5 protein-coding genes are annotated in these 13,579 nt (G+C 59.6%); 3 read left to right on the top strand and 2 right to left on the bottom strand.

Translation table 11 applies throughout. From position 1 onward, the window contains the following. Positions 1-210 precede the first annotated feature (210 nt). Complete coding sequence (locus PMI34_RS08470) at positions 211-429, bottom strand: DUF2970 domain-containing protein (RefSeq protein ID WP_008052027.1); 219 nt, start codon at positions 427-429, stop codon at positions 211-213. Positions 430-692: 263 nt separating this feature from the next. On the opposite strand from PMI34_RS08470, the gene PMI34_RS29380 reads away from it, so the two are divergent. After that, entirely contained in the window at positions 693-3,782 is a 3,090-nt protein-coding gene (locus PMI34_RS29380) for a dermonecrotic toxin domain-containing protein (protein ID WP_238538792.1), read from the top strand. Positions 3,783-3,836: 54 nt separating this feature from the next. Further along, positions 3,837-7,256 (top strand): NEL-type E3 ubiquitin ligase domain-containing protein, encoded by a 3,420-nt coding sequence (locus tag PMI34_RS29375; RefSeq protein WP_008052023.1) that lies wholly within the window; start codon positions 3,837-3,839, stop codon positions 7,254-7,256. A 151-nt stretch (positions 7,257-7,407) separates the two neighbouring features. Here PMI34_RS29375 and metH read toward each other — a convergent pair whose 3' ends face one another. Beyond that, complete coding sequence (metH, locus tag PMI34_RS08475; protein ID WP_008052022.1) at positions 7,408-11,118, bottom strand: methionine synthase; 3,711 nt, start codon at positions 11,116-11,118, stop codon at positions 7,408-7,410. Positions 11,119-11,274: 156 nt separating this feature from the next. Between metH and PMI34_RS08480 the strand changes: the two genes are divergently transcribed. Continuing rightward, on the top strand, positions 11,275-13,572 hold the full coding sequence (locus PMI34_RS08480; protein ID WP_008052021.1) for a fatty acid cis/trans isomerase: 2,298 nt from the start codon (positions 11,275-11,277) through the stop codon (positions 13,570-13,572). Positions 13,573-13,579: the final 7 nt, after the last annotated feature.

Raw genomic sequence — 13,579 nt, 5'->3', positions numbered from 1 at the left:
TCGGTGACTGGAGTTCAGACGTGTGCTCTTCCGATCTGTGACCGACAGGTTCCGTTGTTGCAACTGATCGATCGGACACAGGCCAGGCGACTGCTGGCGATGGGCACCGCGCAGGATTTCGGCGTGGACTTTCACAAATTCTCGGCCAAGGGCCGTCCCGCATCCTGGCGCTACCCGTTCACCCTGCAAACCCTGATGCACTGAGTCGCATCAAACCCCGGCCAGAAACAGCACCAGTTTGACGATGCCGAACAGTGTCAAGGCAAATACCACCGTGAACACAATCCCCAGAATCACAAAATGACTCGGCTTGCCGTGAGTGAAATCACGGGCCCGGTTCTTCCCGCTCTGCACCCCGAACGCCGCCGCCATGACGCTGTGCAGCATTTGCCAGAACGTCGGCGGCTTGTTGTCGGCCGGATCGTCCATAAATCCCTCGCCTGAAAGTTGGTCCCCACAGCATAGCCAATCTGCGGCTTCGTGCCGTGGCTGCCCGAAACGGTTTGTCTGGCCTTTTCGAACTTGCGATAACTATGTACCGCAGGTGTTCAGGCCAGAGGTGGTGTCCTGTCGCTCCATTTACCAGGAGAGACAGTATGGGCATTTCATCCCGCAGTTCACCCCCGACGTCGAAGGTGCAGTCACCTATTGAAGGTTCAGAGTCCAGGCCCTTGCTGCCCGGGAACAGCAGCATGCACAGTGAATCGCTTGAACGCATGACCCCCGATTGGTTGATCAACGCGACGTCCGCAAGGCGCACCGCGATCAAAGATACCGGGACACGTCTGCCTGATTGGTACGTGCACGCATCCGGCGCGCAACAGCAGGCACTGAGGGCAAGTTTCAACGCCAGTTTTATCTCGCAGACCCGGCTGGACCAGACAATGTCCGCGTTGCACGACGCCGAAACATTCGCTGGGCCGATATTGGCCAAGGCTCTCAAGGACAGGTTCTCGATCGACGTCGATGTCAACAAGACCTGGGTGTGCCTGCGGCGCCCCCTGGAGGTTGGTGTGCTCGAAATCGAAGTCTCGTCTTTTGAGGTGTTGAAGCTTTCCTTGCTCCAGGCGGCATTGCACAACTTCGAGGCGTCGGAGTGTGAAGAAGGGGCCTTCCACCGTGATTCAGGGTTCGTCGTCGAAACGTCGACCCCCGGTACATTCCAGGATGTTGCGCTGGGCATGACGGTCATGCAGTTCTTGTCACTGTGCCGAACGCTGGATATCGGAGCGCAGTATCAAACCTGCGTGAACGGATTTTTCCAGCCAGAAGACAGGCAGGCGCAAACCAACCTGCGCGAGCAATTCATCGACAGTCAGAAAACCGCAATGAGGGCGGCAGCCGACCTGGCGTTGTTGAAAAAGGATATCGAACCGCAAGACTACTCGATGATCCTTTCGGTCATTGGCGGGGAAATCCATCCACGGCTGGGCGACAAACAGGTCTGGTTCCGCGACCTTGTGTTGATGAAGCGCCGGATGACCGGCTGTGTGGTGTTCAGCATCAGCGAGCAGTATCGCTACACCAGTGATTTCATCGTCTACATTCCCCATGATCCCGAGCATCCGCTCAAACGCTACACCTCGACGCAGTTGCGTGACGAATTCAAGCGTCAGTTCACGGCTGGCAACTCACGGTCTGCAAGCGATGGCAGGCCGACCGCGCACCAGCGTTTTTTCAGTCAATTCGTGGCTTATGCCGACCGCCCTTACTACTTCAGCCAGTTCACTCGCAAGGCGGCGGACTCACCGAGCGATCCGTTGCACTCCATCTGGGTCAAGGTCGCCCGGTACATTCCGCCGTTCTCCACATTCGTCGGAATCAAAGAACTTCCTCCTGAAAGTCCGGGCAAGCGCGAACCGGTCGACGATCCTTACCTCGACCCATACGGTGCGACACGTAACGGCGTTGCCGGTATCTGGGCTGCCAACACCGATCTGTGGGCTTATCTCTACGAGCAAAACCGCGCCAAGGTCATCGCCGACGCGCGCAGCCATGCCGTCCCGACCGCTGAAGTCGATGCGAAGGCTCGCGCGGAGAAGCTCAATCATCTGCTGGAAATCGGCCTGCTGGGCTTGAACATGGTGTCAATGTTCGTGCCGGTGCTGGGCGAGATCATGCTGACGGTGATGGCCGGGCAATTGCTGTACGAGTCGTTCGAAGGGGTAATCGAATGGAGTGAGGGTGATCGCGTTGCTGCCAAGGCGCACCTGATCGACGTGGCGGAAAACCTGGCGCTGATCGCGGCGATGGGCGGGGCCGGCAAGGTGCTGGGCAAGATGGCGCCGGTTCCACCCCAGCCTGTGGTCGAAAGCCTGGACGCCATCAAGCGCCCGGATGGAACGACACGGCTGTGGAAACCCGACCTGAAGGCCTATGAGTGCGACGTTGAACCGGGGGATGTCACCGCTCCCAATGCCCTCGGACAGTATCGTGCAAACGGCAAGACGTACATCCGCCAGGCGGGCAGGGTGTATGAGACCACCTTTGATTCATCGCTGAAAAAATGGCGGATCAAGCATCCGACCGATGCCGGGGCCTGGCAGCCGATTCTCGAACATAACGGCCACGGTGCCTGGCGCCATACGCTGGAGCGTCCTTTGGAGTGGGATCGCCTGACCCTGTTGCGGCGCATGGGCCATGCGACCGAGGCCCTGACTGACGAACAACTGCTCACCGTCGCCGATGCCAGCGGTACCAGTGACAATGCCCTGCGCAAGATGCACCTCGATCACCTGCCTCCGCCTCCCGGGCTGGCTGAGTTGTTGCCGGCGTTCGAGGCTGTCCCGGGGAACACCGAGGCGGGCAAGGGAACGGTGGCGATGCTGCGCAGAGCTTGTCCGGGGCTGAGTGAGTCCGCTGCCAACAGGGTGTTGCTCGATGCCAATGCCGAAGAGCTGGAGCGGTGGCAAACGACGCGGCGGATACCCTTGAACATGCTCGAAGAGGGCCGTTGGTATGTACAGCAAGGGCGCGTCAATCGCGCTTTTGCCGGGCTGCATCAGGAACCTATGGTTTCGGCGGACAGCCGGTGGCTCGCACTGCATTCCCTGGAAAAACTGCCAGGCTGGCCCGACAGCGTGCGCTTGGAAGTCCGCGACGGTCACATTGAAGGGCCTCTGATCGATGGCATTGGCAGCCAGACGGCCGGCACGCGCAAATATGTGGTCAAGAAAGGACCGGCTTACCAGGCGTTCGATGAGCGCGGTGAGGAGCTCAACGGCATTCCTCGAAATGAAGATAATTTTTACCTGTCGATCATGCACGCTTTGCCCGACTCTGCGCGCCAGGCGCTGAGTGTTCCGCATGTGGCTCAGGGCAGCCAGTTGCGCAGGGCAATCATCGACTATGCCACCGCGCATCGTGCCGAACTGGCACAACGCCTGGAGAATCGCACTGGCAAGCATGCGAAGTTCAAGCCTCCGGTTCGGGTAAACGAACGATTGGTGGGCTATTACGCCAGCGGGCGCGGGCAAGGGATCAATCCTTCGCTGGCGACCCGGGTTCGGGATGTCTATCCGGCGCTGACCGAACAGCAGGCTAACGGATTTGTCCTGGCGCAGCTGCGTGCGGGAAAAACCGATGCGCAGATTTACGGTTTGTTGCAGGCCCGCCTGCGGGAATGGGAGACGCTTGAATCGACGCTCGATCATTGGGTTGGCGAGCCGACATCGAGTTCTGCTTTGGAGCTCATGCTGGGGGGCAAGGCCTCGGTCGCGCAGAGCCTCAAGCAAAGCTGGCGCAACTCGCCGCTGGCCGCAGAGCACTCGCACTTCACTTAGCTCGACCTGACCTGTGATGAAGCGCTTCCTTCGTTGTCGGCGGATTTCTCGCACGTGCGTGACCTGTACGTCCGGGGCCGGTGTATCACGGATGCCAATGCCGATGCGCTGTTGGCCAATTTCCCCAGGCTCAAGAGATTGCGGATCAATGCCACGGGGAACGCGTTCAGTAACGTCCCGCAGGTGTTGAGTACAATGCCGGAACTCACGGATCTGAGTCTGTATTCAGCCGCTCCCTACGCGGTCGATATGTCGTCGAGGCTGAGCGCAATGACCAGGCTTGAGGAACTCAACATTTACTGTTCGGGATTCGCGCCGATCGATCTGGATGTCAGCCAATTGCGCAATCTGCGTCGGCTGGATGTACTTGCACCTTCGTTGTTTGAATGGCCCGCCGGGGTTCTCGAACTGCCGCGACTTGAGCGATTGAACCTCAAGGCCACCGGGATCAGAACCTTGCCCGACGGCATTTTCAACGGACATGAAAAACTTTGGTCCGGACTGTCGCTGGACTGGTCGAACTTCCTTCGTGAAAACTTCAGGCCCGCCTATGAGTACGCCAAAACGCAATCCCCGCACCTTGTTGATCTCGAGGAAATGGTCAGGGATTACAGCAAGGGGGAGTTGAGACGTCTTGGCGAGGGCATCAACGAAAATCACGAAGCCTTGTTCGGCGAGTTTGTCGAGCAATGGCAGGGCGCCGAGGCCAGGTTCCGGGCCGTCGAGGCCTTGAGTGAGCAATACCATGTGCTTAATCAGAGCCTCATCGACTGGACCGATCGAGCACGACCCATACCAAGGGTGATCAATGAAGTGATGGCCCGGACAAGCGTGGCGAACTCCCTGAGAGCGAACTGGCGTAAGGGCGTCTTCAAACGCTACGGCTCGACAGTTGACGCCTCGGTGCTCGATTTGCCGAATCTGCCACTGAGTGATTTTCCCGAGCTCCCGGTCGGCACTTTCCCGGAAGTGCAAACGCTGTATTTAAGGGGGAGCAAAGCGCCTGCAGCACAGATTCGCAGTTTCATCAGCAAGTTTACCGAGCTGCAAACACTCGACTTGCGTGATTGCGGCTTGACCGAAATCCCTATCGGACCCAACGATCTCGGTAAATTGACTCAGCTGGATCTTTCCAGTAACGCGATTGTTGTCGACTCAGGGGTTCAGCAAGGTCTTGGTGGGTTGCGGATGCTCGAATATCTGGACCTGAGCAACAACCCCCTCAACACCCTGGACGTCAGCGCAATGTCTCACCTCAAGGCTTTGAATCTGCGCTCGACGGAGCTGCGGGAGTGGCCGGCAGGTGCCCAGGATCTGCCCGACATGACCTGGCTGGATTTGCGCGACAGCAAAGTCTCCGAATTACCGGTGGCGGTGCTGGACAGTGAGGTATTGCTCAAAACCAATCTCGTCGGTGCGCCCTTGACTCCACAAGCTGCCGCAATGCTGAAAGCGGCCTGGCAGAGAATTGAAGTGGCCAAGGGGCTGCCAGAAGGTGTCCTGGAACGGTTTGCCCTGGAACCGGTGCCACTTGCCTTCCCGCCGTCCGAGAGTGGCTTTTCGATCGCACGGCATTTGCTATCGCTACCAGAAGTTCCGACGGGAGAAGGGCCCGGGATCCTGACAAAGCGCCTGCAACGGTTGAAACCGACGCTGGCCGATGAGCAAGCCTCGCAAGCGCTGGAACAGATGCGCCAGCGCGGGGCAACCGACGTGCAAATCGGCGAGCGCCTTGCCGGATGGGAGCAGACCCTTGACGCGCTTACACGCCAGTTGAATGGCTGGCTGTTTACCCGCGGAGCTCACGGCGCGGGCTGGATGACGTCGTCCAGCACTCGCAGACTGGGTGCCCTGCGTATCCTGGAGTGCTGGCGGGAGGGGCTGATCGGTGAGCAGGGTGTTGCGGATGCCGTGTTGAATCTCAATGGCCTGCAACTGGGCGATTTGCCGGAGCTGCCGGCATCGTTCGAGCATGTTGGCACATTGAACCTGACGAGCGTAAAACTCACCTGGCAAGGTTCCGATGGATTCCTCAATGCCTTTCCACAGTTGAAAACCCTTGAACTCAATGGCAATGGGCTGGAGGCAATTCCCGAGCCGGTCCAGCACATGGATACGCTCGAGCGACTGGAGCTGTCTTCGAACCGGCTGGACGATGCCGAACAGGTGTCCGCCTCATTGAGTAATCTGGAACGTCTGAAGTGGCTTGATCTGGGCTACAACGAACTGGATGCCTTCGATATCGACGTTTTCGAGGAGCTGGTGACGCTCGATCTGCGCAATAACAATCTGACGCAATGGCCGGGCGGAGTGCTGGATGCCGACCACCTGAGGGTCCTGAATCTGAGTGGCAACTACATCACATCGGTTCCAGCGCAGGCTCTGGATGGCAATCACAACGTTCTGATGATCGGTATCGATCTGAGCGACAACAACCTGGCGCTAGAGAGTCTTGAGCGCTTGAGGGATTACCGCGACAGCGGGGCACGCGACACCGTGCTGGGGCTCTCGCGCCCTGAACTCGATGAGTTACTTGATGATGCTCACGACGAAGGCGACAGCGACAGCATCGAGCCGGATGAAGAGCTCCCTGACGTTGAGCCTGATTCCGCTCAAAAAGCCCCTTGGCTGGCCAATGCGGCCCCGGAGGAACTGGCCGGTAAAAGCGAAATCTGGAATCAGCTGGCGGCCGAACCGGACAATGCTGCGTTCTTTCATTTGCTCTCGCGGTTACAGGACACCCAGGAGTTTCGGGTGGCCAATGCCGACTTGACGCGACGGGTCTGGACAGTGATGGAAGCCGCGGCCAGCAATAGCGAACTTCGGGAGGTCCTGTTCGCCAGCTCGACGACCCATGGTACCTGTGTCGACGGGCGAATCCTCACGTTCAGCGGGCTGGAAAGCAAAGTGTTCACCCACAATGCCTTACTCGAAATTCCGCCTGGACGCTTGAGTGTGAAGGGCGAAGCATTGCTGAAACTGTCCAGGCAATTGTTTCGACTGGACAAGATCGATGATCTGGCGACCAAAGCCGCGGCTCACACCGGTGAGGATGAGGCCGAAGTGCGCCTGGGCTATCGAATCGGTCTGACGGAGGGCTGGGATGACGGCCTGATCCTGCCAGGTCAGCCCAAACACATGACCTATGCCTCGGGCGTCACCCGGCAACAACTGGCGCAGGCGCGCGTGGAGATCGTCAATGCAGAGCGCTCCGACGGGTTTTTCGAAGACTTGATCCAGCGCGACTACTGGGTGAGTTATCTCAAGGAGAAATACCCTGAAGACTTTCGGGCACTCGATGAAATGGAGAGTCAGGGAGGGGACGATAACGGTGTCGATAACGCCGACGATGCCGCATTCATGAGTCAGCTTTTCGAGTTGGCGGCGGCGCGCAACGCGAAGATGATCGAATTGTCCCGCAAGGAAGCTGCGGGTGGGGAGCCGCAGCCGGGGACATCGGCCAGGAACAGCTGAATCAGTCGCTGGACAACCAATGTGGGAGCGAGCTTGCTCGCGATAGCGGATTATCAGTCAACATTAATGTTGAATGTTACTCCGTCATCGCGAGCAAGCTCGCTCCCACAAGGGATCTTTACCAACCACAATTTGTGGTTGGCAAGACTGCTTAGTTGTCGTAACCCAGGTTCGGCGCCAGCCAGCGCTCGGTCACGCTCAACTCCTGGCCTTTGCGCGAGGTGTAGCTCTGTACCTGGTCCTTGTCGATCTTGCCCACGGCGAAGTATTGCGCCTGCGGGTGAGCGAAGTACCAGCCGCTGACTGCTGCTGCCGGGAACATCGCGTAGTGCTCGGTGAGGAACACGCCGCTGCGGCCTGCGCGCATTTCCTGGGCTTCGGGATCGAGCAGGGCGAACAGTTGGGCTTTCTCGGTGTGATCCGGGCAGGCCGGGTAACCCGGTGCCGGACGGATACCGCTGTACTGCTCCTTGATCAATGCTTCGTTATCCAGCGCTTCATCCTTGGCATAACCCCAGTAGTCTTTACGCACCTGCTGGTGCAGCCACTCGGCGCAGGCCTCGGCCAGGCGGTCGGCCAGGGCCTTGACCATGATCGAGTTGTAGTCGTCGCCGGCATCCTGGTAGGCCTTGGCCACCTCTTCGGCACCAATCCCCGCGGTGGTGATGAAACCACCCACGTAGTCGGTCACTTCACTGTCCTTGGGCGCGACGAAGTCGGCCAGGGAGAAGTTCGGCTTGCCGTCGGTCTTGATGATCTGCTGGCGCAAGTGATGCAGCTTGGCCATTGGCTTGCCGTCATCGCCGTAGAGTTCGATGTCGTCGTCATGCACCTGGTTGGCCGGCCAGAAACCGAACACCGCGCGGGCGCTGATCAGCTTCTCGTCGATCAATTTGCGCAGCATTTCCCTTGCATCATTGTACAGCGAGGTGGCGGCTTCACCGACCACTTCGTCCTGGAGGATGCGCGGGAACTTGCCGGCCAGGTCCCAGGATATGAAGAACGGGGTCCAGTCGATGTACTCGGCCAGAACGTCGAGGTCGATGTTGTCCAGTACCCGGGTGCCGGTGAAGGTCGGCTTGACCGGCGTGTAGCTCGCCCAGTCGAATTGCGGCTTCTTGGCGATGGCCGCGCCATAGCTCAGGCGTTCGGTACGGGCACTGCGGTTGGACGTGCGCTCGCGAACTTCGATGTAATCCTGGCGGGTTTTCTCGACGAATCCGGCCTTGAGTTCCTTGGACAGCAACTGGGTCGCCACGCCGACGGCGCGGGAGGCGTCGGTGACGTAGATCACCGCGTCGTTGCTGTACTTGGGCTCGATCTTCACCGCCGTGTGCGCCTTGGAGGTGGTGGCACCACCGATCATCAACGGCAGATGGAAGTCCTGGCGCTGCATTTCGCGGGCAACGTGGACCATCTCATCCAGCGACGGGGTGATCAGGCCGGACAGGCCGATGATGTCGCACTTCTGTTCCTTGGCCACCTGCAGGATTTTTTCCGCCGGCACCATCACGCCGAGGTCGACGATGTCATAGCCGTTGCAGCCCAGCACCACGCCAACGATGTTCTTGCCGATGTCGTGTACGTCGCCTTTCACGGTCGCCATCAGGATTTTGCCCTTGGCCTGCGGCTTGTCGCCTTTTTCCAGTTCGATGAACGGAATCAGGTGGGCCACGGCCTGTTTCATGACGCGGGCGGATTTCACTACTTGCGGCAGGAACATTTTGCCGGCGCCGAACAGGTCGCCGACGATGTTCATGCCGGCCATCAGCGGGCCTTCGATCACTTCGATCGGGCGGGCGAAGGACTGGCGCGATTCTTCGGTGTCTTCGACGATGTGGGTGGTGATGCCCTTGACCAGTGCGTGCTCCAGGCGCTTGTTGACGTCCCAGTTGCGCCACTCTTCGGTCTCGGCTTCCTTGACGCTGCCGTCGCCCTTGTACTTGTCGGCGATGGCGAGGAGGGCGTCGGTGCCTTCCGGGGTGCGGTTGAGGATCACGTCTTCCACGGCGTCGCGCAGTTCCACCGGGATCTGGTCGTAGATCTCCAGTTGCCCGGCGTTGACGATGCCCATGGTCAGCCCGGAGCGGATCGCGTACAGCAGGAACACCGAGTGGATCGCCTCGCGCACCGGGTTGTTGCCACGGAACGAAAACGACACGTTGGACACGCCACCGGAGGTCAGCGCATACGGCAGTTCGTCACGGATGTAGGCACAGGCATTGATGAAATCGACGGCGTAGTTGTTGTGCTCTTCGATACCGGTGGCCACGGCAAAGATGTTCGGGTCGAAGATGATGTCTTCCGGCGGGAAGTCCACTTCGTTGACCAGAATGTCGTAGGAACGTTTGCAGATTTCCTTCTTGCGCGCTTCGGTGTCGGCCTGGCCGGCTTCGTCGAAGGCCATCACCACCACGGCGGCGCCGTAGCGCTTGCACAGCCTGGCATGATGGATGAACTGCTCGACGCCTTCTTTCATGCTGATCGAGTTGACGATGCCCTTGCCCTGGATGCACTTGAGGCCGGCTTCGATCACCTCCCACTTCGAGGAGTCGATCATGATCGGTACGCGGGAAATGTCCGGTTCGCCGGCAATCAGATTGAGGAAGGTCACCATGGCCTTCTTCGAATCGAGCATCCCTTCGTCCATGTTGATGTCGATCACCTGGGCGCCGGCTTCGACCTGCTGCAGGGCGACTTCCAGGGCTTCGGTGTAGTTGTCCTCGCGGATCAGCCGGGCGAACTTGGCGGAACCGGTGATGTTGGTGCGCTCGCCGACGTTGACGAACAGCGAGTTGCGATCGATGGTGAACGGCTCAAGGCCCGAGAGACGGCAAGCTTTCGCAATGTCCGGAATCGCGCGCGGCGCATAACCGGCCACGGCCTTGGCGATGGCTTCGATGTGGCCCGGCGTGGTGCCGCAGCAGCCGCCGACGATGTTGAGGAAGCCGCTCTGGGCGAATTCTTCGATGACCTTGGCGGTTTCCGACGGCAATTCGTCGTACTCGCCGAATTCGTTCGGCAGGCCGGCGTTCGGGTGCGCGGAAACGTGGGTGCCTGCCTTGTTCGACAGCTCTTCGAGGTACGGGCGCAATTCGCGGGCGCCAAGGGCGCAGTTCAGGCCGACGGAAATCGGTTTGGCGTGGGCCACGGAGTTCCAGAATGCTTCAGTGGTCTGGCCCGACAGGGTGCGGCCCGACGCGTCGGTGATGGTGCCGGAAATCATGATCGGCAATTCAATGCCCAGTTCCTCGAACACGCCTTGTACGGCGAAGATCGCCGCCTTGGCGTTGAGGGTGTCGAAAATGGTTTCGATCAGGATCAGGTCGGCGCCGCCTTCGATCAGGCCTTTGGTGGACTCGGTGTAGTTTTCCACCAGTTCATCGAAAGTCACGTTGCGATAGCCGGGGTTGTTCACGTCCGGGGACAGCGAGCAGGTGCGACTTGTAGGACCGAGCACGCCGGCAACGAAGCGCGGCTTGTCCGGGGTTTCCAGGGTCTTGGCGTCGGCGACCTTGCGCGCCAGGCGTGCGCCTTCTACGTTTAACTCATACGCCAGGCCTTGCATGCCGTAGTCAGCCAGGGAGATCTGGGTGGCGTTGAAGGTGTTGGTTTCCAGAATGTCCGCGCCGGCGTCCAGGTAGGCTTTTTCTATGCCGCCAATCACGTCCGGACGAGTCAGTACCAACAGGTCGTTGTTGCCTTTGACATCGCTTGGCCAGTCAGCGAAGCGTTTGCCACGGTAATCCTGCTCTTCGAGCTTGTAGCTCTGGATCATCGTGCCCATACCGCCATCGAGAATCAGGATGCGCTCTTTGAGGGCGTGCTTGAGAGCTTGAAGGCGAACGCTGCGATCGGACATTTGGACTACTCGGTAAGGCCATGACGAAGGGCCGGGATGATAGCAAACCTGTGCGCTTTTGGAGCGTGGCTCGAATTTGCATGAATATCGTTCATGTTGGTAGGGGTGACAGACCGGTAGAATCGCGGCGTTTTTTCAGGATTCAGGACCAGGGACATGTCGTATCGCTTCGTCATCAGCACATTGCTGCTGTTTTTAAGCTGGGGCGCTGTGGCGCAAAGTCCGGCGATTTCCTCTGCCATTTCATACAGCCGCGACATTCAACCGATCTTCACTGAAAAGTGCGTGGCCTGCCACGCCTGCAACGACGCCGCCTGTCAGCTCAATCTGGGCAGCGGCGAGGGCGCGGCGCGTGGCGCGACGAAAGTCCCGGTTTATGACGGTGACCGCACTAAAGCAGTGGCCCCGACACGGCTGTTTTTTGACGCCTCCGGAAAAACCGCCTGGCAGCAAAAGGGCTTCTATTCTGTGCTCGATGCCCAGGGCAGTCAGGCCGCATTGATGGCGCGGATGTTGGAGCTGGGTCACAAAACCCCGTTGCAGCCCAACGCCAGGCTGCCGGAGGACATCGTCCTGGGCCTGAACCGGGAAAACATGTGTGCCATGCCCGCAGAGTTCGACGGCTACGCCGCCAGGCATCCGAAGGAGGGCATGCCGCTGGCAGTAACCGGCCTGACCGACCAGCAGTACCAGACGCTGCAACGCTGGCTGGCGGCCGGCGCGCCGATCGATCAGCAGGCACTGGCGCCCAGCGCCAGGGAAGCCCTGGAGGTGGTGCAATGGGAAAACCTGCTCAATTCGCCGGGCGCCCGGGAAAGCCTGGTGGGGCGCTGGCTGTACGAGCACTGGTTCCTCGCCCATCTCTACTTCAAGGACAGCGAGCCCGGGCATTTCTTCCAGTGGGTGCGTTCGCGCACCCCGACCGGCCAGCCGATTGACCTGATCAACACCCGTCGTCCGAACGATGATCCGGGCACGCAGTTCTACTATCGCTTGTGGCCGGTGCAGGGCGTGATCGTGCACAAGACCCACATCACCTATCCGCTGAGTCCGGCGAAGCTGGCGCGGGTCAAGAGCCTGTTCTACAGCGGCAACTGGCAGGTCGACGCATTGCCGGGCTATGGGCCGCAGAGCCGGGCCAACCCGTTCGCCACCTTCGAAGCGATTCCGGCCCAGGCGCGTTATCAGTTCATGCTCGATAACGCCGAATACTTTGTGCGCACCTTTATCCGTGGGCCAGTGTGTCGTGGTCAGATCGCCACGGACGTGATTCGCGATAATTTCTGGGCGCTGTTCCAGGCGCCCGAGCACGACCTGTATGTCACCGATCCGAACTATCGCGGGCACGCCACGCCGTTGCTGGCCATGCCGGGGCAGAACGATGATGTCGGCAGCGTCCTCAGCCTGTGGCACGACTACCGCGACAAGCGTAACGAATACGAAGCCTTGCGCCGGGACAGCTACGCCGATGAGCCAGCGCCGAGCTGGTCGACCCTGTGGGCCGGCAACGACAACGCGTTGCTGAGTATCTTCCGCCATTTCGACAGCGCTTCGGTGACCAAAGGCCTGATCGGCGAGGTTCCGCAAACCATATGGCTGTTCGACTATCCGCTGCTGGAGCGCACCTACTATCAACTGGCAGTGAACTTCGACGTGTTTGGCAACGTGTCTCACCAGGCCCAGACGCGCCTGTATTTCGACTTGATCCGCAACGGTGCCGAACAGAATTTCCTGCGCCTGATGCCCGCCGATTCCCGGGAAGGCTACCTCGACGACTGGTATCAGAACAGTGGCAAATTCAAGATGTGGCTCGACTACGAGTCTATCGACGACGACACGCCGACCGCACTGAAACTGAACCCGGCCGATCCCAAGCGAGACTTTGCCAACCAGTTGCTGGCCCGATACGGCGACCTTAATGCCAGGCCCGACCCGATCAATCGCTGTGACGGAGCCTACTGTTCGCGGCCGAACATCGACCCGGACCTGCAAAGTGCCGAGCAGGCGCTGAGCCGCCTGGCTTCGCGTCCGGCCGCCGGGCTGAAGGTCATCGATCAGTTGCCGGAAGCCACCCTGCTGCGTATTGAAACCAGCAGCGGCAAGCGTGAGGTCTACAGCCTGTTGCGTAACCGTGCCCACAGCAACGTGGCGTTTTTGCTCGGTGAATCACTGCGCTACCAACCGGGGCTCGACACCCTGACGATTTTCCCGGGTGTGCTCAGCAGCTACCCGAACTTCATGTTCAACATCCCGGCCGGGCAAGTGCCGGATTTTGTGGATGCGATGGAAAACGCCAGGGACACCGCCAGCTTCGAGAAAATCGTCGAACGTTGGGGAGTACGCCGCAGTCATCCGCAATTCTGGTTCTATTTCCATGACTTGAGCCGCTATATCCACGAAATCGATCCAGTGGAAGAGGGCGTGCTGGACATGAACCGCTACGAGAACCTCTGAAACACCG

Origin of the sequence: Pseudomonas sp. GM74, from assembly GCF_000282455.1 — a bacterium.
In the GTDB taxonomy this organism is placed as follows: Bacteria; Pseudomonadota; Gammaproteobacteria; order Pseudomonadales; family Pseudomonadaceae; genus Aquipseudomonas.
Note: the sequence above shows the minus strand (reverse complement) of the source record. Positions and strands in the feature narration are given on the sequence as shown.

What these genes read in the sequence shown, in the direction of transcription:
- PMI34_RS29380 (WP_238538792.1), top strand. Translation starts at nt 693, where the DNA reads ATGCACAGTGAATCGCTTGAACGCATGACCCCCGATTGGTTGATCAAC.
- metH (WP_008052022.1), bottom strand. Translation starts at nt 11,118, where the DNA reads ATGTCCGATCGCAGCGTTCGCCTTCAAGCTCTCAAGCACGCCCTCAAA.
- PMI34_RS08470 (WP_008052027.1), bottom strand. Translation starts at nt 429, where the DNA reads ATGGACGATCCGGCCGACAACAAGCCGCCGACGTTCTGGCAAATGCTG.
- PMI34_RS08480 (WP_008052021.1), top strand. Translation starts at nt 11,275, where the DNA reads ATGTCGTATCGCTTCGTCATCAGCACATTGCTGCTGTTTTTAAGCTGG.